19 protein-coding genes and 4 pseudogenes are annotated in these 21,562 nt (G+C 62.2%); 10 read left to right on the top strand and 13 right to left on the bottom strand.

Translation table 11 applies throughout. The features are described 5' to 3' along the window. Positions 1-1,560 precede the first annotated feature (1,560 nt). The 5 genes from BM004_RS41170 to BM004_RS41160 form a co-directional block, all read right to left on the bottom strand. Positions 1,561-2,154, bottom strand: coding sequence for a hypothetical protein (locus BM004_RS41170; RefSeq protein ID WP_177206779.1), 594 nt, complete (start codon positions 2,152-2,154; stop codon positions 1,561-1,563). A gap of 527 nt (positions 2,155-2,681) precedes the next feature. Continuing rightward, a complete protein-coding gene (locus BM004_RS39495) occupies positions 2,682-3,194 on the bottom strand; it encodes a nucleoside 2-deoxyribosyltransferase (RefSeq protein WP_093222223.1) in 513 nt (170 codons plus the stop codon). Between the two features lie 22 nt (positions 3,195-3,216). Further along, a complete protein-coding gene (locus BM004_RS41165) occupies positions 3,217-3,471 on the bottom strand; it encodes a hypothetical protein (protein WP_093334595.1) in 255 nt (84 codons plus the stop codon). Next, positions 3,468-3,659, bottom strand: coding sequence for a hypothetical protein (locus BM004_RS39490; protein ID WP_093222221.1), 192 nt, complete (start codon positions 3,657-3,659; stop codon positions 3,468-3,470). The genes BM004_RS41165 and BM004_RS39490 overlap by 4 nt, the downstream gene beginning before the upstream one ends. Before the next feature lie 153 nt (positions 3,660-3,812). Beyond that, positions 3,813-4,076, bottom strand: a complete 264-nt coding sequence (locus tag BM004_RS41160; protein WP_143072675.1) for a hypothetical protein — start codon at positions 4,074-4,076, stop codon at positions 3,813-3,815. Between the two features lie 1,552 nt (positions 4,077-5,628). Here BM004_RS41160 and BM004_RS39480 point away from each other — a divergent pair. The 6 genes from BM004_RS39480 to BM004_RS39455 all read left to right on the top strand — a co-directional run bounded on the left by BM004_RS39480 (position 5,629) and on the right by BM004_RS39455 (position 11,254). After that, positions 5,629-6,009, top strand: a complete 381-nt coding sequence (locus BM004_RS39480) for a hypothetical protein (RefSeq protein WP_143072673.1) — start codon at positions 5,629-5,631, stop codon at positions 6,007-6,009. Positions 6,010-6,155: 146 nt separating this feature from the next. Next, complete coding sequence (locus BM004_RS39475) at positions 6,156-7,229, top strand: alpha/beta hydrolase (RefSeq protein WP_093222215.1); 1,074 nt, start codon at positions 6,156-6,158, stop codon at positions 7,227-7,229. Positions 7,230-7,266: 37 nt separating this feature from the next. Further along, positions 7,267-8,286 (top strand): AraC family transcriptional regulator, encoded by a 1,020-nt coding sequence (locus tag BM004_RS39470; protein WP_256220302.1) that lies wholly within the window; start codon positions 7,267-7,269, stop codon positions 8,284-8,286. A gap of 127 nt (positions 8,287-8,413) precedes the next feature. Further along, positions 8,414-9,154: a nitroreductase gene (locus BM004_RS39465; RefSeq protein ID WP_093222213.1), complete on the top strand. Its 741-nt coding sequence runs from the start codon at positions 8,414-8,416 to the stop codon at positions 9,152-9,154. Further along, a complete protein-coding gene (locus BM004_RS39460; protein ID WP_093222211.1) occupies positions 9,151-10,803 on the top strand; it encodes an AMP-binding protein in 1,653 nt (550 codons plus the stop codon). Before BM004_RS39465 ends, BM004_RS39460 begins: the two co-directional genes overlap by 4 nt. Before the next feature lies 1 nt (position 10,804). After that, a complete protein-coding gene (locus BM004_RS39455; RefSeq protein WP_093222209.1) occupies positions 10,805-11,254 on the top strand; it encodes a MaoC family dehydratase in 450 nt (149 codons plus the stop codon). Between the two features lie 558 nt (positions 11,255-11,812). Here BM004_RS39455 and BM004_RS42335 read toward each other — a convergent pair. Further along, positions 11,813-12,430 carry an amidase family protein gene (locus tag BM004_RS42335; protein ID WP_256220300.1) on the bottom strand — a complete coding sequence of 206 codons (618 nt, stop codon included), beginning with the start codon at positions 12,428-12,430 and terminating at the stop codon, positions 11,813-11,815. 104 nt (positions 12,431-12,534) lie between these two features. Continuing rightward, positions 12,535-13,140, bottom strand: a pseudogene (locus tag BM004_RS42330) (amidase); the annotation flags it as partial. Between the two features lie 236 nt (positions 13,141-13,376). On the opposite strand from BM004_RS42330, the gene BM004_RS39445 reads away from it, so the two are divergent. Then, entirely contained in the window at positions 13,377-13,940 is a 564-nt protein-coding gene (locus BM004_RS39445; protein ID WP_093222207.1) for a TetR/AcrR family transcriptional regulator, read from the top strand. A gap of 802 nt (positions 13,941-14,742) precedes the next feature. Beyond that, positions 14,743-15,183, top strand: a complete 441-nt coding sequence (locus tag BM004_RS39440; protein WP_143120479.1) for a hypothetical protein — start codon at positions 14,743-14,745, stop codon at positions 15,181-15,183. A gap of 973 nt (positions 15,184-16,156) precedes the next feature. On the opposite strand, the gene BM004_RS39430 is transcribed toward BM004_RS39440, so the two are convergent. Continuing rightward, the gene (locus BM004_RS39430; RefSeq protein WP_256220299.1) at positions 16,157-16,393 is read right to left on the bottom strand and encodes a hypothetical protein; all 237 of its coding nucleotides are present in this window, start codon (positions 16,391-16,393) and stop codon (positions 16,157-16,159) included. 204 nt (positions 16,394-16,597) lie between these two features. Between BM004_RS39430 and BM004_RS42325 the strand changes: the two are divergent. Beyond that, positions 16,598-16,854 (top strand): annotated as a pseudogene (locus tag BM004_RS42325) (IS5/IS1182 family transposase); the annotation flags it as partial. Here BM004_RS42325 and BM004_RS42320 read toward each other — a convergent pair. From BM004_RS42320 to BM004_RS39405, 4 genes are all read right to left on the bottom strand, one after another. Continuing rightward, positions 16,771-17,091: an IS66 family transposase gene (locus BM004_RS42320; RefSeq protein WP_093222200.1), complete on the bottom strand. Its 321-nt coding sequence runs from the start codon at positions 17,089-17,091 to the stop codon at positions 16,771-16,773. The pseudogene BM004_RS42325 and the gene BM004_RS42320 sit on opposite strands and share 84 nt — an antisense overlap. Before the next feature lie 330 nt (positions 17,092-17,421). Next, positions 17,422-17,721 (bottom strand): DUF3619 family protein, encoded by a 300-nt coding sequence (locus BM004_RS39420; RefSeq protein WP_093222198.1) that lies wholly within the window; start codon positions 17,719-17,721, stop codon positions 17,422-17,424. 1,456 nt (positions 17,722-19,177) lie between these two features. Then, a complete protein-coding gene (locus BM004_RS39410) occupies positions 19,178-19,681 on the bottom strand; it encodes a response regulator (RefSeq protein ID WP_093222193.1) in 504 nt (167 codons plus the stop codon). Between the two features lie 129 nt (positions 19,682-19,810). Beyond that, positions 19,811-20,326 (bottom strand): hypothetical protein, encoded by a 516-nt coding sequence (locus tag BM004_RS39405; protein WP_143072671.1) that lies wholly within the window; start codon positions 20,324-20,326, stop codon positions 19,811-19,813. 519 nt (positions 20,327-20,845) lie between these two features. On the opposite strand from BM004_RS39405, the pseudogene BM004_RS39400 reads away from it, so the two are divergent. Next, positions 20,846-21,082: pseudogene (locus BM004_RS39400) on the top strand (NAD(P)H-dependent oxidoreductase); the annotation flags it as partial. A gap of 19 nt (positions 21,083-21,101) precedes the next feature. Here BM004_RS39400 and BM004_RS42315 read toward each other — a convergent pair. Further along, a pseudogene (locus BM004_RS42315) lies at positions 21,102-21,562 on the bottom strand (IS3 family transposase); the annotation flags it as partial.

Raw genomic sequence — 21,562 nt, 5'->3', positions numbered from 1 at the left:
CAGGTCGTCCCAGCGGGTGCCGGGTCGTTCGACCGGGGGCTCGGACTTTGCTCTTGCAGAGATTCGCGCACCGGTCGCTACCAACACCCAGGTCCGATGAACGCGGCCTTGGGCAAGGCGTCAGTTCCCACTGATCCAAGCGAGATGCAGGCGGCTGTCGTGCGCGCGGGTGCAGCGCGGAGGCGACGGCGCGAGGCAGCGTGCTGCGCGCTCAAGCCTGGTCCATCAGCGCTGCATGCGGCGAGGAGTCCCTGCCAAGTCCGGCGCTGGCATGGCTGGACACGCATGGACGGTGAGCGTGTGGGCAGCATGCCTGCCACGTGGAACTTCGCAGGCCCTGGATGTGCGACAGGCAGTGACGGACGGATCGTCGCGATGCCCGCGAGGGCGGCCACGTGGCCTGTGCCCACCGGGTCGCTGCGGCGTCGCGCGGCCGTTCCCGACGGGACAGGTGCTCGCGCAGCACGCATGGCGCACGACATCGCGGTTGGCACGGTACTGACGCGTCGCAAGCCAATCGACGCAGGCGCTCAGGCGACGAGATCGCTGGGACACCCGGAAGGGTTGCCAGCCGCCCTGTCGAACGGAGCGTCGACCCCTGTCGCCACCGCACCCCAACTCCCCGGCGAAGCGTTTGGACGCACGATCCAGCGACGCCAACTTGAGCGTCGCCTCCACGCCCTCTAGTGCCTGCGTCGCCTGCCTCCAATCGATCCTGTCGGATCGTGGAGCTTGCTCAAACACGCCGATTTTCCATCTCGACCTCCTGCGCGAGGAGGCAGTTCCACGTGTCGGCGGGGGCAGTATCTCGTGTCGCCTCCCACGTGCGGCAGCCGTTTCACCAAGCTTTCAATGCAGCTGGGAGCGAAAACTGGCGTCGAAGGCTACGCGGGCGGCGAAGGCTTTTCAACCGCTTCCTCACTCCAGTGAGAGCCTTCTCCGTAGATTTCGTTTGCGATTGCGACGGTGCGCTCCATCACCTTGCGAACCTCCGAGCTTGATTCCACCCAGGCGGAGGAAAACTCGATAAGTTCTGTGTCGAGTTCGAGATCCGACCTCCAACTGAGCCGTACATATGGCATGGGGGTTGATAACCGTCAGGCTGGTCGAAACGAAGCGTTTTCGGGGGCGAGCCTGATTTCGAAATGCAGCTGACCGGGATCGCTCAATAGGGGGCGAGCGCGATCATCGGCTCGAAGGTGAGCGCCAAGCCACTCTTTGGCCAAGCCAAGCTGCAGATCCTGCATCTCACCAGGCCAAATTTCTTGAGACGTCCTCCATGCGCGAAGCGCCGTGATCAACCGCTGGGAGTTTCAAACTGGGTCTCGAGCGTGCGAAGGTAGACATCCGGGGCAACCATGCAGTCGTGCACTGTGACAGGGCTTCCGACCACTTCGGCTGAAAAAAGCCGGCCTGAGTGGGTGGTAAGCGTTTTCATAGGCCGCAGTATTACTACATTTGGTTTCAAATGCAATCGGGGCCGCTGTCGCGGAACCCCAGGTCATGCGCAGGGTTGCCGCGAACGGCGGCGAAGTGCACGCGGCTCGGAAGGGAGGACTTTCACCTCCGCGTTCGCCGTGTGCGGACGCCAGCGGGCATTCCGTTGCAGCAGTTGGCCCGCGCGGGTTCGACGTTGCCGATACCTTCCAGCGCCACAGCGCGATTGAAATGAACCAGCGGGTCGCCAGGGCAGAAGCGGACGCCGTCGGCATAAAGCTGGACAGCAACCGCCTCTGCCGCCACTGGGTCATGTTCGTCCAGCGCTTCTGCTCGGGCGAACCGTTCCGCGAGTTCCACTTCCATGAAAGGGGCTCGATCCTGTTGCTGTACGGGCAGGGTGGCCACGGTGCCGCCGCCGACGGTGAGCTGTAGATCCAGAACCAACTGACCGCGTTTTGGTACCCAATGCGCATCGGCAGACCGCACGGTCACCCGGTCTCCAGCAGCAATGATCCGCAATCCGTCGAGCGGCATTTCCTTCGGCAGAGATGCCTTCAGCTGCCGCAGTGCCTTGAGGATTTGACGGGTGGGTATGCGTGCACTGCGCAGTTCCTGCGCGGAGCGGAGAAGGGCCAAGTCTTGAAAGGAAAACTTCCAAGTGCTGTCCGCGTCCTCGGGCGGCGTCACAAAGCCCGGTTCCATCAGCCGAAGCACGGCGTATCGGGACCCGTCTGCACCCAGTTCCACCGCTCGACTGCGCACCTCTTGGCGGCATCGTTCGAAAAGATGACGCGCTGGCGCGCGCTTCTGTTCTGGCGGCTCGCGAGGACCGCAAGACCGGACCCCTCCCGAAGAAATAAGTCCACCACAGCGACATCCCATCCGCCGTGGTGTGCTTCAAGCAAGGGGACCCCCCTCCGCCTCCGTCTCGGCCACGCCTTCCCCTCGCGCCTCAGACAACGCCTCAAGCGCGGAGATCAGGTTCTCCCGCACGACCTTGTTGTCTTCGACTGCTAGCTAGCAGTGCATGAAGGACCATTTGTCGAAACTAAGGGTTACCTCGCGAGCGTTTGGAGGAAATGGGCGCGCCTGCGGTGACACAAGGATGGATTCGTCTGACAGCGACGCTGGCGACGAATCCGAACCTTTGTATCGTCGGCAAACGTGTCCCCCGGGGCGCCGGTCCTTTCCATGACAGCAAAAGGCTATCGCCTAGGTCTCCTGGGTATTTTTTCGCCAGCTCAGTTCGTGGCAAGCAACTCCTTGAGCTTGCGAAGCGCATTCACGGGGTCGTCTTCGATCGGCACCGCGCAGGCGAGCATGAGGTTCATGGGGAGGCCCCAGTCTTCGATGATGTGGCCAGCACGATCGCGAAGGACGCCCCGCTCGTCGGCGATGGCGCCGTACAGAGCCCTGACGCGGTCTGAGTAACTGCCGGTCCCCACGCCATACGCAACGACCGGAACGCCGAGCGCATGAGCGGCTCCGACCTCGAAAACCGTCCCCGCATCGGGCTCTGCTCCCCTGAACGGGGCCAAGTTGGCGATCACGCCGTCGGCGCGGCGAAGCATGCGCATGTTTTCTTGGAAGATCTGCCGCGGGGTGCCGGCGTTGTGCGCCGCATGGAAGGGGGCAAGCGCTTCCATCTCGAACTCTTCGCAGGCGTCGGCCAGCGCTTGAAAATGAGTTATCCCGTCCGGACGGAAGACGTCAGGACCTGCAAGGTAGATACGAGGAAAGGGGGGCGATGGCATGCTTGGCAGTATGCCGAAGGGCTCACACGGGATCTAGGTCGTCTATTGCGCCATCCCCGACAGGATCGGCGTCTTCGTCCTCAGATGACAGTTCTGCCCTCCATCGAGATGTGCCGGCATCAAAGGCGGCCTGCGCAGAGTCGAAGCTTTCCTCTGAGGCAGCGAACTCCCTGAGCTGGTCGATTTCATGACCGGTCGCTTGGAGAAGAGTCCAGTGATAACGATCACCGTGGTCGGGATCTTTGACCACCGTGAGCGCGAGATGGGGCAGCTTCATGCTGGCTCCCGGCCGCCGAGGCGGCCCTGCTTGACCAAGTCGATGACGCCCTCGGCGAAAGCGATCTGTTGATGCGAGAGCGAAGCACCATGCACCAACAGGCCCACGCGCTCCGCCAAAGCCTGCAGCGTCGCTCTGTTTGATTGCGGTGCAGAGAGAAGGGGGACGGTCGAGTCGGCTTCAGGCATATTGATCCTCTGGTGCTCAATGGGTTGGGCCGATATGGCTCTAGCTTAGGAAAGTACGCAGAACCGTCCACCAGCGCAAGTAGTGGCGAAGCCGCTTTCTCGCAGGGCGCCGGCGGATTCCGAGGCTGTCGAGTGGCATCATTTCCTTCCGGTCTACTGCGGCTGATCGGGGTCTGGTTTGCCCCAGCGCACGCAGTCCTCTTTCTCGACTTGACGCAACGCCTCAGCAAACCGCCGGTCGGCCAGCGCACGCAACGTGTGCATCGCAGCGCGTTCTTCTTTCGTCGTCGGCGCGCCATCTCCACGAAGGTGCACCAGAGTTTTTTCCCCCACTGTTTTCTCCAGGGAACGCGCTTTGACTTCAATTTCTCTCCATTCTTGCAGGAGGCGCACGGATTGAAACGGATACGTTCCCATGGTCTTGGCGGTCCTTCCGAGGAAACGAGTGAGGCGAGGGCGCGTCTGACGTCGTGAGTTTGTCCCACGACCGCTCTCGAGCTTGAGAAGCACGGATCCATCAGGAGGTTCCGCGCCACGAGCGGCTTTTGATTTTTTCGCCGCTGGTCTGAAGCCCATTTTGGAGACCATCTACGCCGGTCATTGGGACGACCGTCCTCGGATTCCTGGCAGGTCTGGTAGCGCGCGCTGTGCGGCAGGGATGCCAGTCTCTCGGCATCATCTGGACGACTTGCTAGGCATCGCTGGGTCGCTGGTTGCAACCCTACGGTGGACAAGCAATGGGTTGGTATACCCCGTCTTGCCTTGAACAGAGCCAAAAGATGGGGCATTCCCAGGTTTCCGTCTACGGAATCGCACTTCTGTGGTCACCACTGCCCCGAAGACGCCCCCAGGCGATCCTGCTGCATGGGTTTCCAGAGACTTGGCGAGCTTGGCAGCGGTGAGTTGCTCGGACTCGTTCGCTCGGTGGCGAAGACCCTTGGGGCCCAAAAACAACGGCCGCGGCAGTGAAACGTTTTCGGTCCCAGGACTTTTTTGAATCGGCCACTTCGAATCGGCTGAAAAACTTGGGCACTACGGACCCAGTCCTTCACATGTTCTTGCTCTCGACTGTGGCACGAGTCGAGGAAGGCGAGGCCCGAACCGACGTCAATCGCGACATTTCCCTACACAACACCCTTGGGTGCAGAGAGACTGTTTTCACCTCACCACGAAGGAAGTTTTTGGTGGGCACACCCCAAGGCGAACAAAGCGGTGCTGGCGCCTAGCCAACGACGGAAGGTGGTGTGGACAGCGTCGGCGCGGGCGAGCGGTTTTCGACCACGCGCGATGCCGCGTGTGAGGAGGGGCCGGTCCCGCACAAATGGAAAAATGCAGGGAAAGCGCGAAGAGGTGGAAAGCTCAAAACAGGACGACTCTGCCGATTTCGACCTTCGCGAAGACCTGACCCCCACCCCCCCCTATACGGAGAAACGATAGAGGCTTATATGAAAGGTCCGTTCGCACAGCGCTCTTTAGGAAGCGCTCCCAATGAAGATCGTCGATCGTCCGGGCGCCGGGCCGTCTGGGCCGTGGTTGTCATTGCGATCTTGATCCTCTGCGGGCTAGCGTATTTCCGCGACGACTATCTGCGCAGCGTGGGCGATGCGGCCAGTACCCACCTTGAAGTCACCCGCGGTAGCCGAGCTCCGTAACTTGGAGAGCATGATGACGAGCAGTGGAACGAAAAATTGGCCATTTCCCTCTGCGAGTGCCACGAATGAAAGCCCAGCTGCAGGACTTGATGCTGGCGACGAAGCAACCCCAGGAACGCGAGGCGCCGGAGAGCAGGTTTGCCGAACCTGCGGCGGCAAGGGCGTTGTTAAGAGCGGCGCTGAGTGCGCGGAATGCCGAGGAGCCGGGAAAGTCACGGTGGGAATCGGCTGAGGAGTAACAACTCGCGCGGCCGGTCTCTGTAGCATGACCGCAGAGGCCAGGGATCCTTGCTGGACATCAACCCAAAGTGCCGGTGATGAAAGCCTGCGGCTTTTCATGCAATTTATTTTGCCGCAGCGGCGGGCCGGTTAAGGCGTTAGTCCTTTCGCGGCGCGGCCGCGGGCGCTGCACATTGGCCCAGCGGCCGGGCATCGTGGGTGCGCACGTGTTGCGGCATGAGACACCCTTCGTTGCCGAAACCACTGAACAGCGCATTCGCAACTCCGCCGACCGAGAGGCCGATTGGGTGTTCGTTGTCCTGGGCTACAAGGCACAGGTCGTGCAATCGTTTGCCGATGCCGCTCTTTCGCCTGCGGCGTTGCGGGCGTCAGGCGCAGCCGAGGGTGCGCTCAGCGGTCTCTACACGCTCTCGCATTCGGCGACTCCCGACGACGTTGCCGCCTTGAACGCACTCTGACGGGCTTCGGCCCTGTCCGAGCGGCATTCCAAGGGTCGTTGCTGCACCCGAGCCACGCGTCAACTCGCGTCAACTCGCGTCCATTAAAGCGAGTTTTACGAGGGTACTCCGGCGCGCGTCAAGGTCTCGGTCTCGCTGGCACTTCGATGTTTGCCGTAGAACACAGCGCCTCAGGTGCATCCAGTGGGGATACTTCCTCGGCCGCAAATGTGCGTGATGTCGGAACGTGGGGCGATCCGGCCGCCTATCGCGCGGCCGATCCCACAGCCTCGATGGATGCCGTCGCAGCGCAGAGCAAGCGTGAAACCGTGCGCTTCATGAGTGAAGGCGTCGCGCTTTCAGGTCATATGTACCTGCCTGCATCCGCGAAGCCACCCGGACCGGCCGTGGTGCTGTGTGGGCCCATGACCTTCGTCAAGGAACAAGCATTTGCGCAGTACGCACACCGCTTGGCCGGTGCCGGCTTCGTCGAATTGACGTTTGATCCGCGTTCGCACGGCCAGAGCGAGGGCATGCCGCGCGATGTGGAAGACCCGCTAGGCAAGGCGGTCGACGTTCGCCAGGCCATCGGCTACCTTGCCTCGCGCCCAGAAGTCGCCGCAAAGCGGATCGGAGCCGTCGGTTTCTGCGCAGGCAGCGCCTCCATGCTGCGTGCAACAGCGGACGAGCCGCGCATCCGCGCCCTGACAACGGTGGCGGGCATGTATCGAGACCACCCGTCCGATGTGGCAGTGCTTGTTAGCGAGTCAGGTGTGACCGAGCGGCGCGAGCGCGGCGCAAAGGCGCTTGCGGCATTCAAGGCGGCGGGCGAAGTGTCATACGTTCCCGCGATCGACCCGACGCGCGCCGATGTGGCGATGGTCGGTGCACCCGTATGGGATTGGTACAGCAAGTGGGCGGAGGCAGGTGTTTGGCCGAACCAATATGCCGTCATGAGCGATGCACTCGTGCATGGATGCGAGTCGCTGACCGCAGCGAAGCACGTCAAAGTTCCGTATCTGATGCTCCACAGTGGCAACTCGGTGTTTCCCGATGCCGCGCGCCGGCATTACGAAGGGGTTCCGGCCGGGAAGGAACTGCTGTGGGCAAAGCTTCTCATCACTTCCAGTTTTATGATGATCCTGTCGTACTTGATCGTGCGGCCTCGGAAATGGCGCAATGGCTCACCAGGCACCTCGCGTGAACGCGCCGTGTTGACGGTGCTGCGTTCGCGGTCGTAACAACAGACGCCAGCCGTGGCGACCAGTGAGCACTTTATTGAAATTCGCAGGCGGTAAGGGCACGGTCTCGATTGAACTGGTGCATGAGGCGCTGCATGCAGCGTTGCTCAGGAACATGGACATCAGTTCCGTACTCCAGCTCGCAAAGCTGGATCCGGAGCTGATGCAGTCCGCCCGCGCGAGGATTCCGGCGGCTGCGTATTCCCGGATGTGGGTGACTCTGGCGGACCTCATGGACGACGAGTTCTTCGGTCTTGACAGCCATGGACTGCGGCGCGGGAGCTTCGCGCTCATGACGCGTGCCGCCGTCAGCGCAGTCAACCTGGAACATGCGCTTCACCGCATCCTCCGGTTCCTCCATGCCACCCTTGATGACTTCCGAGGGGAGCTGATCCGCACCGACGGCGAGGCGAGCATCGTTTTGCACGACGGCGGCGTGACGCGGCGGCTCTTCGGCTATGGCACCTGGTTCATTCTGGTTCACGGTCTGGCGTGCTGGCTCGTGCATCGCCGGATCCCTCTGCGCGAAATGCGGTTTCGGTGTCCAGCGCCCGTGGACGACAGCCACTACCGCACAAGGTTTTGCCAGAACCTCAGCTTTGGAGCGGCGTCCACTCAGATTACTTTTGACGATGCGCTTCTGGATCTCCACATTGCCGAGACGGTCGACACGGTCGATGGCTTTTTGCGCGAAGCGCCGGGCAATCTGTTGGTGCAGTACCGCAATGAGTCCAGCACCAGCGCCGCCGTGCGGCGTCGGTTGCGCAGCCAACTGCCCGACCAGTGGCCCGAACTGGATCGGCTTGCGCAGCATCTGCACATGTCGGGTACCACCCTCCAGCGACGACTGCACCAGGAGGGCATGAGCTACCAGCGGTTGAAAGATGACCTGCGCCGCGACATCGCAATCGATCTGCTCTCTTCGGCCTCGATGCCGGTATCGGAGGTGGCTGCCAGAACCGGTTTCGTGGAAGCAAGCGCTTTTCATCGAGCCTTCAAGAAATGGACGGGTGTGAGCCCAGGCGCTTACCGAAAGGCGGATCGGGCAAACCCTTAGGGCCGTTGTGCCGAGTGGCAGACCACCCCACACCATCTGAAGTCGTTGGGCATCGACGCGCAAATCCAGCCTGCCTAGAGTGCACGGCTGAACCCCCAACCGTGATGGCAATTGAAGGACTTGGAAGATGAATCGCATGACGGAGCCACCGCTGGACCCGAAATCGCTGCGCGAGGCGGTGGACTGGGCGATCGTGACGCGACGCAGCGTAAGGGCTTTTCTCCCCACGCCGGTATTGGCTCGCGACATCGAGTCGATTCTCGAGACCGCCAGCCACAGCGCATCTGGCATGAACACCCAGCCCTGGCAAGTGCATGTCGTGACTGGCGCAGCAAAGGCCGATCTGTCCGCGCACCTTGCAGCACTCGACGACGATCCGGAACTCGCCGCGGGATTGACCGAAGCCTATGAGTACTACCCGCGCCAATGGGTCGCGCCCTATCTCGACCGACGTCGCAAGGTGGGTTGGGATCTGTATGGCCTGCTTGGGATTGCGAAGGGCGACAAAGCCGGCATGCACCGGCAGCACGGCCGTAACTATGGATTTTTTGACGCGCCGGTCGGCTTGTTCTTCACGGTAGACCGACAGTTGCAGGAGGGCAGTCTTCTTGACTACGGGATGTTCCTGCAAAGCGTGATGGTGGCCGCTCGAGCGCGCAATCTTCACACCTGCCCGCAAGCGGCTTTCCTCAAGTTCCACAAAGCCATTGCACGTTGTCTGCACATTCCGGACGGGCAAATGCTGGTGAGCGGGATGAGCCTTGGCTATGCCGATGACACAGCCATCGAAAACACATTGAGCACGGAGCGAGAACCGGTCTCTTCGTTCACGACTTTCCATTCGGAACCAAAGGAGATCAGGGCATGAGTGCTGCATCCTACTCAGTCGGCCTGGAGCGCTGTGCGGCCAACCACGTGCCTCTGACGCCGTTGGGATTTCTGGATCGAGCCGCGCTGGTTCATCCGCGACGCGCTGCAGTGGTGCACGGAGACCTGACCCGCACCTGGGCTCAAACGCGTGAGCGTTGCTATCGACTGGCGTCTGCGCTGGTCGCGAAGGGGATACAGCCCGGTGACACCGTGTCTGTCTTGGCACCAAACACACCGGCCATGCTGGAGGCTCACTTTGGTGTTCCCCTGGCCGGTGCAGTGCTCAACGCCATCAATCACCGATTGGACGCCGAAGGCGTGGCGTTCATCCTTCGACATGGCGAATGCAAGCTGTTGATGGTCGACCGAGAGTACGCTGGCGTTGCGGCAGCCGCGCTGGCATTGCTCGAGCATGGCCCGCTTGTGGTCGACATCAACGATCACTTGGCGCCAGCGGGCGAACCCATTGGCAAGCTGGACTATGAAACGCTTCTTGCGGGCGGCGATCCGGGGTTTGCGGGAATCTGGCCGAGCGACGAGTGGCAGCCGATCGCCTTGAACTACACCTCTGGAACGACCGGGGATCCCAAAGGCGTCGTGGCAAGCCATCGCGGTACATACCTGATGAGCCAGCTTCAGATCACGAACTGGGCCATGCCACGCGCGCCGCGGTACCTGTGGACCTTGCCGATGTTCCATGCCAATGGCTGGTGCTTTACCTGGGCTATCAGCGCGGCCGCTGGGACGCATGTCTGCCTGCGCAAAGTCTCTGCGGACGCAGTCATGGCAGCAATCGACCAGCAAGGCATCGATCACCTGTGCGCTGCGCCGACCGTCATGGCGATGCTCGCCGACGGTGCTCGAGCCAGAACGTTGCCTCGCCCTGTGCGGGTGCTGACGGCCGGTTCACCGCCGCCCCTGGCCGTTTTGGACGCGGTTCGGGCGATGGGCTTCGAGGTAGAGCACGTGTTCGGCATCACCGAGGTCTCCGGAACACCTGTGAGCTGTGAGTGGCAGGACGAATGGGACGAGCTACCGGCAGCCGAACAGGGCAAGCTCCGGGTAAGGCAGGGCGCGCGCGCGGCAATGTTCGAAGGCCTGATGGTGGGGGACGCCGATACGCTGGAGCCCGTCGCGCTGGACGGCCGAACGGCCGGTGAACTCATGCTTCGCGGCAACACCGTGATGATGGGTTATTTCAAGAACGAAGCATCCACACGCCGGGCACTGGCTGATGGATGGTTCAGGACCGGCGACGTGGCGGTGCTGCATGACAACGGATACGTCCAGATCACTGACCGCTCCAAGGATGTGATCATCTCCGGTGGGGAAAACATTTCCTCCGTCGAGGTGGAGGACGTGATCCACGGCCATCCCGCTGTCTTGCACGCGGCCGTGGTCGCTCAGCCGGATGCAAAGTGGGGCGAGGTTCCCTGTGTGTTCGTTGAACTCCGGGCCGGTGTCGAGCAGCCGTCGGAGAAGGAGATCATTGATTTTTGTCGGGCGCGACTGGCTCATTTCAAATGTCCTCGGCGCGTCATCTTTCACACACTGCCCAAGACAGCCACAGGAAAGATTCAAAAGTTCAGGCTTCGTGAGCAGGCTGGAAGTGCAAGCGCCATCACCCATTTGGCGGGCCGGGGCTGAAATGTACGAAACCGATCGACCCGATGTGGGCGCCGGCTACCGGTTCTCGCGCACGCACACGTTCAATGAGGAGCAGGTGCGGTCGTTCGCGCTGGCTGCGGGCGACGAGAACCCTCTGCACGTCGATGCCGAGTACGCATCGACCACTCGCTTTCGCGGGCTGATCGCCAGCGCTACACACACCACGTCTCTTCTGATGGGATTGACCGCGACGCATCTTTCATCGAGGGGCAGCGTGCTCGGGGTGAATTTCTCATTTGATCTCTTGCGCCCGGTGAAGGCCACCGAGTGCGTCCATCTCGAGTGGATGGTGACGTCGGTGGCCGCACTTGCCAACGGCACTCAAAGGCTCGGCCTGGAGGGCGCTGTCAGGGCAATCGACGGGCGCACCCTGGTGCTTGCGCAAGGTTGTGTTTCTTTCGCGCCCCAGGACCTGCATGGCCGAAGATAAGGGCGGCAGTCGATTGTTGAGTTGAAGCAGGGTGGGCCGCCGAATGTGGGGCCGGAATGAACGTGGTTCATACCGGTCCGTTTCAACGCTCCATTCGTCAGTGATCGCTTCGGGCTGAACAACCGACGCGTCCGATGCGCCTTTTCGCCTGCGAAACGGACGCTCGCGGCGTTCGGCCAAGGTCCGCCATAAAGCGCATAGCAGACCGTCGCCGACGAGGGTGAATCCACTTAAGCTGAAGATGCGCGGCAGGAGCCTCTGATGGCGCAGGTTCGCGACCCAACGGTCACCTGGCCTCAACGCGAAGATGCAATGGCGGCCTGCGGAAGGCGCCATCCTCCGGCGCCAGGGACGCGCAGGCCGAGCGCAGGCAAACCAGACATTCGGCACCCGGCGAACTCTCGCGTTGGCGCGAATGCTCACGCTGCAGGAGGGCTGGACATTCCACGGCGGTCTGCGCCGATGGCCACGGCGGTGCCCCCAATGGCCCAATGGCGTCGCCGACAGGACATCAACGGTCGGAAGTCCTCACTGCTGAACTTGGAGTTGACGTGGGATTCAGAGAGACGGGCGCAGCTCACGCACCGCGCTCACGCTCTCGAGCAGCGACGCGACATGCAGGATGGTCGATTCGGCCAACCAACTGCCCACCAACTGGACGTTGATCGGCATGCCCTCCCGGCTGGTGCCGAAGCGCATCGAGATGCCGGGCAGGCCGGTGACGTTGAGAGGAACCGTCGCGCCCTGCAGGTAGGTGGCGTCGACCTTCTGCCCGTCGATGACGAACTCGCCCACGCCATGCTTGTGCGCGGGAATCGGCAACACATGGGTGAGCAGTACATCGAAGCGTTTGAAATATTCGGCGTAGCCGTCGCGCAGGCGTTCAGCCGCTTGCTCGGCCTCGATGTAGTCGGCCATCGACGTGTCGGGCAGGCCAAGCATGGTCCTCGCCATTTTGTAGAGCTCCTCAGGTCGGCGACCCGCGGTCGCCTCGGCGAATGCCGGTTTCATCTCCATCACATGCAGGCGATTGAAAACGTCCAGAGCAAAGTCCCGCTCCAGCGCCGGGATGCCGACCGGTTCCACATGAATGCCGAGGTTGCGAAGTGCGTCGGCGGCCGCGACCACGGTCGCCACGACTTCTGGGTCGACCGGACCGAAACCAGGACCGACCATCCAACCCACCCGCAGAGGGCGACCGGATACGCCTTCTGCGTTGGCTTCGAAGAAGGCAGGTTGGATGAGAACGCGTCCTGCCCGTCAGGCCCGGCCAGTTGCGAGAAGGCCAGCGCCAAGTCGCGAATGCTGCGCGCCATCGGGCCGACATGCCAGAAGCGGCGCGGCGCGCGCGGCGAGATGCCCGTCATCGGAACACGGCCATGGGTTGCCTTGAGCGACACGATGCCTGTCTGGGCCGCGGGGCCGCGCACGGAGATGGCCAGGTCGGTGCCCAGCCCCAGGGGTGACATGCCCGCCGCAATGGCCGCGGATTCGCCGCCGCTGGATCCTCCGGGTGTGCGCGAGAGATCCCATGGGTTGTTGGACCGGCCGCTCAGCAGGTTGTCGCTCTCGATCCAGTAGGAGAACTCGGGCAGGTTGGTCTTGGCCAGCAGGATGGCACCGGCCTGCTTCATTCGAGCTACGCTGACCGCGTCGGCCTCGGGAATGCGGCCCCGGAAGATGGGCGAGCCACGCTGGGTGGCGACACCGGCGGTATCGATGGAGTCCTTGGCCGTGAACGGAACGCCGTGCAGCGGCCCCAGTTCGGCGCCGGCCATCACGGCTGCTTCGGCCGTGCGCGCCGACGCCATGGCGTCCTCGGCGATGGTCACGATGGCGTTGACCTGAGGGTCTACCGCTGCGATGCGCTCGAGATGCGCCTGCATCACTTCCACCGGTGAAACCTCGCGTTGGCGGATCAGGGCCGCCAGCGTCGTGGCGTCGGAGTTGAACAGTTGGGTGGTCATCAGTATTGTCTATCTATCAAATGGTAGACAAATCATACGGCGGCATTTTGCAGTGCGTCAAGAACTATCTACCAGTTGATAGAGGTGACGTCAGCGCCTAAAATGCTGTTCTGCGAGGCGAACCCGCCGCGGCAAGAAAGAGACCAAGGCACCCGATGAACTTGAATGTGCGTGAAGCCCTGCTCGAAGCGGCCCGCAAGGCCGCGCAGTCGCACGGTTACAACGCCCTGAACTTTCGCGACTTGGCAGCCGCCGTCGGGGTCAAGAGTTCGAGCGTGCACTACCACTTTCCCAGCAAGGCCGACCTCGGCGCGGCGGTGGCCAAGCGCTATTGGGAGGACACCGCCCAAGCGCTTGAAGCGTTGCTGGCCGAAAGCCCGCAGCCGCAGCGCGCGCTGCACGAATATCCCCGCATCTTTCGCAAATCGCTCGAAGACCAGAACCGGCTGTGTCTGGGCAGCTTCATGGGCGCGGAATCCGAGAACTTGCCCGACGCCGTCAAGACCGAGGTTCAGGCCTTCGCCGACATCAATGTCGCATGGCTCGAAAAGGTCCTCGTGGCTTCGAGTTCAGATATCCCTGCCACGGCCCATCAGCGCGCCCGCGCCATCTTTGCCGCCGTTGCAGGCGCTCAGTTGATCGCTCGCAGCCGGTCGGACATCGCGCTCTTCGATGAATTGCTCGCAACTTACCGCGTCTCCGGCCTGCTGCCGGCATGAGCGAGACAGCGGCTCGGTGCACCAGCTTAAGTAAGCCGTGTGCTTGCATAGGCGCTCCCGAAGCGGGCTTGGAGATCCGCCTGAGTTTCTGCGAGAGCCGACCGTCCGTTTAGCTCGGCAGCGCCGCTTGGAGTGGACGCTTCGCGTGAACTGCGACTCATTCGCGGAACACTTCTTGCCGCCGGAAAGCCAATGCACGGGAGCGCAGCAGCGAAAGCCGGCTCGTGGCCAATTCTATTCACAGACCGCAGTGGCGCTCTCCTGGGCACATCTGCACGGATGCGCGAACTCATTCCACGAGCGCAATTGGCGAACCTGAATTTTTCAACAGAATCGACCGATAGCAGGCTTCGGTGAGTTACTGCAACAAGCGCCGCGGGGCCTGCACAAACTCGATGCGGACGTCTGCGCTGGAGCCGGCGCACGCAGCCTGGGCCTTTCGCGCAAGAAAGATACGACGGCTCAAACAATTCGGTGCCGCGGCTCTGCCGCAGGGGTTCTTCGCTTCCGAAGTCGGCATGAAAGCCATTTGGATTACAACGTCACCAGTTTCGTCCGGGTTGGCCTGTGCGTCTCAAAATGAACAACTAGGGTTTCGCGGCGCATCCGCTGACAGGCGCTTGTGCGTACGCTGGGTACGGTTACATCCGACGCGCATGCTGGCTCCCAGCCCGAGCGCGCGTCTGCCAGTACAACCGGAGCGTCCCCTTGGGATTCCACCATGCGTCGACGTCAAAGCGCGACGCTGGGCGGCGACTCCAATGCGAGGACAGATGGGTAGCCTGGCGATCTCGGCGCTGCCATGAGCCCTGCAGCTGAAACACGATCGATCCAACCCTTCATGAGAGAAGAAACAACTTACACCGCGGGCGGCGATGACTGGCTTTATTTCTTCTTTAAGAGTGGTCGTCAGCGCACGCGGGCCAGGATCAGTCGGCGCGCACTGGAGAAGTGTTTTCGGTCGGCCGCGGGCGAAAGCCTCGTCAACATCTATGTGGAAAACGTCGATGCGATAGAGGAGCGGGCGCGTGTCAGGCTGGCGGCTTTGGGGCCTAGCGGCGCGAACACGCTGATCAGCCTTGACGCGCGCGACTTCGAGAACCTTCGACGGGCGATGTACGCGGACCTGGTGTCGTTGCCGGAGCTCGAGCACGCCGCCCGCGAGCTTGCCGGCAGATTCACCGCCGACGAGCTTGAGGCCGTGGCTTTGTGGATGCGCCGCCGCTCCCGCGCAGGCGGGTAGCGCGCCCACGGCGCTCTACCGCCGGAGGGTGACGAGGAACGGGACAGAACGTTTCGCTCGTGTCAGCGCGTCCAGACGGTCCGGCTGACTGCTCCCATAGCAGCTCTCGGACAGCCCCGCCCCGACGCACGGGGGAACAGCAGTGGTGAGACCTTCCGGTCGCTGGCGTTGGCGCAGCCTCAATGCTCTAGATACTTGAGGGCGTCCGACTCAATGGGAATGCCATAGACAGCGCCGGGGAAGCGTGCCCGAACGAAATTGCCAGTGGCGCCTGTGAACACAGCCGGCCGACCTTGGTACGCGCTGCCGAGACCTTCCAGCTTCGGCTTTCCGACGGAGCCCAATGTCAACTCCTCAGCTGTCCGCTCGTTGGCGCCTCTCGCTCGGCGTGGCTCCTAACGCCTCCTTCTCCCCTCTCAGCGCTGCGGCAGGTGGAGGCAAGGAGCGACGGCGCCGGCTGCAGCGCGACTGAGTAGGCGTCAAGCCTGGCGGCTCGAAGTCTTACATCCTTACAGCCTGTTTGATGATGCGCGCACGGCAAAGGTTGCGGGAGACGGGACGACATGAACGCCCTTCCGGCGAAACCACGAAAGGATCTCATGAAAGGAAGACCGGTAGATCAGGCAAAGCGGGCTGAGCGAGTGGGAAAGGGCGGTCGACTCGGGCGCCTTTTGATGGCGACGATGCTGGGAATCATCGCGGTTGTCGTTTTTGTTACGCTCTTCTTCTATGGCGCTCGCAGTCCCCAACAGGGACCAGCGAATGTGCCGGCCGACGGTGCCGTCACACCGTTGCGCGACAACGGGAGCCCGCCGACCACCAAGTAGCTGCGCTGGCCCGGAACGCCGGCTTCAGCTGCTCTGGCGCAGCCCAAATCAGCTCTCGCACAAAGCTCCGAGGAGTGCCACCGGGTCCGTTTCGTCGGCGGATCGATCGCCCCATCATTCGCACACTAGCTGTCGACACCCTGCTCTTATTCCGAAGCCGCTCCAGCAGCGGAGGTGTCTCGCAAGCGCGAGCGATTCAACTGCGCACGTCCCAGAGGCGTGATGCGGAGGATGACGCTCAGCGGCGCGGAAGAGTCGTTCGGCTCAGCTAGATTCGCCTCGACGAGGTTGGCTGCAACTAACACGGCGGCACACTGAATGTCCGCTTCTTCATGAATGATCAGCGGAAAGGACGCATGTTCAATGCGCCGAAGAAAGTCCATGGGCAACGCAGTTCCTTTCATTGCGATTGAAAGCCGTTGAATAATCGGGTCGGCCGTACTCGAACGCAAGCTGGATTAACCTGTTCGTCTGAACACGGGACGTTCGCCTACAAATCGAGACCCCGAGACGCTGCAATTCGAGATCGGGCCGGCTTGCCTGGACGTCCTGTGCTGTGGGATTCTGACGGCGATGGGCGACGAAACTCGGTGGACGGCGCGCTTATCCATGCCGGGGCCAGTCACAAGAGCTTCAGGCCTAAGGGCGGGGGCGATGACGACCCGAGCGACGGCGGCGGGCGCAACTCGCCGGGCGACTGGCAGGGCAACCCGCGCCCCAACGTCACCGATCCCGATGCCCGACTCTTCAAGAAGACTCATCACACGGCCGCCATTCTTGCGCACTCATGGCGCATCGATCGGGCTTGACACGGGGCGCGGTGGTGACGCACGCCGACGGCTACGGCACTGACCATGCTGGACATGCTGTCCAGCCGTGCCCGGGCAGTAAATTCAGCGAGCTTTCGTTCGACCCGGTAGATCTGCGCGATGCGCTGCAGGGCCTCTGTGGCAACTGCGCTGCGCCCACCCTCACGCAGCAACTCGTCGAACTTGCACTGGACGTGTGCAAGGCAGCCCGCAGCCAGACCGGGTTCGGCGCTGATCACGCTGTCGTAGGCCTTGTACTCGTCCCGAATCAACGTGCCGCGTCAGCGCTGCGTTGGTCTCCATCGCCGCCCCGGAACGCAATCGGGTACCGTTGCGCAGTACGACTGCGTCAGCCCGAGCGAGTAACGATGCAGCTAAATAGCTGACAAAACATCTCCACGAACCGCGTCATGGGCGCGAGACTCGACGTAGTACTGAGAGTCCAACAGCTTGCTAGAGGGCTTTCGCAGTCTTCTATTGAAAAGCCTCGCTTTTCCAGACGACAAGCCCCCGATTGATGCGAGGTTCCGAAATACCGCCCAGACAAGTGAAGCCTGGCGTCCGGCCTGGACGCTTCGACTTCAGTGCAAGGCTATAGCTGTTCAGTCCTTCATGCGGCCGAAAATGACAGGGTCCGCCGACAGGCGATCAAGCACTGCCATCCGCTCTGCTGCCATGCGTCTGTGGCCGTCGTATTCCGGCACGATCTCTGGCTCGAATGATGAACATTGCGACGCAGCAACTCTTTTGTGCGACGCCAGTGCTTGCGCGCGGGCAATGCGTAGGCGATCACTGATCCTGCCAGGTAGCGTTCGGCTGCTGCCTGACAGTCTGGCGGCTACTTTTCGGCCGAAATCGGCTTGCTCTGCTGCGCAGAGTTCGTTGAAGTCCTGCGTGTTCATATCGGTATACAGGGCTCGTCGCTCTCCACAATGCTCGGAACAGAATCGCGGCCGCGCTGTGGCGGCGAATCAAATCTGGATGAATGAACATCGATGTCCGTCGCCGCGGGCCAAGCGTGGGCATCCTACAAAGCGCTCAAGCGCCATTGAGCAGTTTACGCAGGGGGCTCGAAAGATTTTGTCGGACGCCATCCACTGCCCGACCCGATGTCCGTGCAGAAGATCCAGTGAACCCGTGCCTGGCCTATGGTGGTCGGGTCTTCGACGCGTGGCTACTTCCTCGCGTGTGCAGACGACAGGGTTACGCTCCTCAGGCGCATGGGCCGGGTACCGTCGCGAACCTTGGCATACGCGACCCGAGTCGCCGCGGCTGTGCTTCGCAGCCGTCTCGATTCCGCGATCTCGTACGCTGCCGTGGCCGCAATCGCGGCGAGCTTTTCCTCGATCCGGTCGAATGGTTCCGGGCGCATCCGGGTATTGAAAAACGCGGGGGTGTCTGGAATCGTTCAGCGGGTAAGGAGCGCGTAAAACCGCTTGACGTCTTGCATCGCTCATCGCGAGACAGGTGGATAAAGCTGGCATGTTCGAAGAGTGCGTCCCGACGTGGCGCTCTACCGCGCGAAAGCGACAGGACTTGGGCACCTGTTGCAGGTACGCCAAGGGCATGGGCGTGCAACTCTAGTTGCGTCAAGCCTTGAAGCTGTCGTGGCGTCAGGCGTTGAGCAGAGGAGAATTCGAGGTGCACTACCAGCCCCTCGTGCGGCTGCGGTGCTGGCAGGTCACGACCTGTCGGCACTGGTACGTTGGCGCCATTTGACAAAAGCCTGATATCGCCCATCGACTTCATCCCACTGGCGGTGGAGACCGGCCTGATCGCGCGGTTCGGTGGCTGGGTACTTGGCGAGGCTTGCCGAGAGGCCGGCGACTTGGTCACACGATGTGAGCGTGGCAGTGATCGCTCTACGGTTCAGTTGAAGTCTGAGGGATTGATCAGCGCGGTGACCATCGTCCTGAGTGCCTCCGGATCTGCTGCATCGCGCCTGCAACGGGAAATCGCTGAGTCGCGCTGGTTGCCTCACAGCGGCGGGAATTCATCGCCGCGCGGCGGCTCGCGCGGCGCCGACGCGAACGGTTGTTGGGCCCAAACTCGTCGAGAAGGTAAGCCATGCGATTCCACAGGCGAACCGCTTGTGGCGGTGGTCCCAGATGACGGCAGGCTGAGCCTGCGTCAAGTCGCGCATCGATCCGCGGTCACTACGGGACGGGTGCTCTTCGATCCGACGGTGAAATCCAGTTCGCCCCCGACGCCTCGAGCGACGGCGGGGACCGACCCGCTCCTTCGGCGACCAGCGCCCGCGCCGGGTCCGTCCGGATCGATGTGATCATGTCTGTTCCATGGCTGTCAAGCTGAGCCGGAAGCGTGCGCGCGCCGGTGACGGGAATGGGCTGCCGCTCGTCAACGTCGCCAGCTTGCACCTGCAGGATGCGAGGCGGGCGCATCAGTGACTCGCGGCAGCAAAGCGGCTTGCGCAATGGCCGGCCGCTGCTTTTTGCGAGGAGCCACGTTGCTTGCGAGATGCACCATGTGAAGCTGATTGCACCACTCGAAGAACAGGTCAAGTTCGGTGGATTTATCGAATATTGCATCGGCGCCCAGTCGCATGGAGCGTTCTCGCATCTCCGGGGTCGGATAGTTCGTCAGAACGACCACGCGTTGATGTGACGAGCGGTGCTGCATAGATCGCAGCACGTCAATGCCCGAACCTTCGCGCAAGAAGAGGTCGACCACGGCAAGCTGCCACGAGTCGGACGAGTCGGACGAGCCGCTGAGCGCGGCCACCGCATGACTGGCGGTCTCCGCAACGGCAATAACCTCGATTTCTGCGAGATCACGCAGTGCCGGGATCAAACTGTCTCGGATGGTCTGGTTGTCTTCGATGAGTACTGCTGAAAGCAACATACATGACCTCGCTGCGGAGGATTCCGATAGAGACTGAACAGTTTCTTTATAGACGATGCAGTCGCCGCCCGATGTAGGTCGGGGTCGTGACTCAGCGGAGCTCAGGAGGTTCGAACGGGCACTGGCAGGTCAGCCGACGGTCACGTCCGCGGAGGTCGGCCAGGTTCGGGGCGCAGTCGTTGCATCGTCAATGCGCCGTGAAAAGAATTCTCTTGCGACGCCTGTCAGACCTCTGATGACAACCTCGCGATGCTCGCCGTCTTCGACATCATCCACTGCGCCATGTATCAAGCGCTGGTTTATCAAGATGGCTGCGCTGTCGCATTCTTGCTTTTCCTTCACGATCACCGGGAAGTCGACCCGTTCGAGGAATCGCAGGAATTCGAGCGCCAAATTGTTCTTCTCGTGCCAGTTGAAGCACGCCGGGCTCCGGCCTGTGGCGTCAATGATTTCCTGTATGCCGTCGCTTGTGATGCCGCGGACAAAGGCAGCTGTGGTGGAGCGCTGCTGTGCGTGAGATATTGCAAGAGTGGCTTCGATAAGGCCCGTGGCTTTCAGGAGCGTGACATGTCTCAACTGACGCGGACATGTCACCGCCGTTGGCAAAGGCCGATTTCCTAATTCGATCAAAAAACGCAATGGCATCGGTCTGTTTGTGGGGACTGATTCGGGCTAGCGGCTGTAAAGCCGATTAGTACTTTCTAATTCAGGGCTAAGTTATCACGTCGAATGAGGGGGGCTCGTTCAGATTGGCTTCAGGTTTGTGAAGTCAAGTCGCCGCGCATGCGAGGCCCTGGCGCGACACGGATGCTTTGTCTGAACGGGTCCCGCGTGTTGCCGTTGGCGGTCGCCACCGACCCGCGCGCCCGCCTCTGTCCGACAAGCGGTGCGTGGGGTCGCCCCAGAGTGGTGTTTGCTTGGATGTCCGGCGCTCGCGATGGCCGATTTTCGGAGTGCACCCGAAGGCGCGCCGACCGATGCTCCACCGGCATTCAAGCCCCCACTTCACGGCGCCTTCTGCTGCGAGAATCATGTTGAGGCGGGGCACCGTACGGCAATGCAGCAACCACCGCTGGACTGTCGCAGGGCTGGTGTGATGCCGACGGCGCTCGCGTCATCACACCCCGTCCCAGTCCTATTGGCGGCCCGCAGCCGGTCCGCACCGCCGCAGTCGCGAAGCCCGAAGAACTCGCGAACTACGACGCGATCGTCTTCGGCGCTCCCACCCGCTTCGGCAACGTCAGCGCACAGATGCGCACCTTCATCGACCAGACGGGAGCGCTCTGGATGAAAGGTGCACTCGTGGGCAAGGTGGGGTCCGTGTTCACCTCCTCGGCGACCCAGCACGGCGGGCAGGGCACCATCCTCACGTTCCTTCCGACCCTGCTGCACCATGGCATGGCATGGCCGTGGTCGACCTGCCCACGATGCGCCGGGCGAACACATCAATCACGAAGGCGACGTACAGCCAGCCCTGCCATGTCGACACGTAAGTGAAGTCCGAGACCCCAGTTGGTTCGGTCGCTGCGCGCGGAACTGCCGGTTGACCCGATCCAGCGGGCATGGTGCTCTGGAATCGCTGATCGTGGTCTTCACCACTTTACAGCGCATCACGCCCCGCAGTCCCGGGCGCCGCATCAGCCGCTCGACTGTGCAGCGCGCCACAGCAGTGCCCTCGCGCGCCAGTTGCCTCCAGACCTAGTCGACCCCATAGACCTGCATGTTGGCCTGCCAGACGCGCTGTATCGCCGGCATGAGGGCATCGTCGCGTTTGCGCCCTGGCGCAGCGCCTGTGCGGCTCGCGCAGCAGTGCCGCGTGCCGCCGATAGCCCGACGGGGCGACCTGCAAGACCTTGCAGATCGGCTCGACCCCGAAGGTGT

This window comes from Variovorax sp. OK212 (genome assembly GCF_900112425.1).
Taxonomy (GTDB): Bacteria; Pseudomonadota; Gammaproteobacteria; order Burkholderiales; family Burkholderiaceae_C; genus Variovorax.
This window is presented reverse-complemented; position numbering and strand designations above follow the sequence as displayed.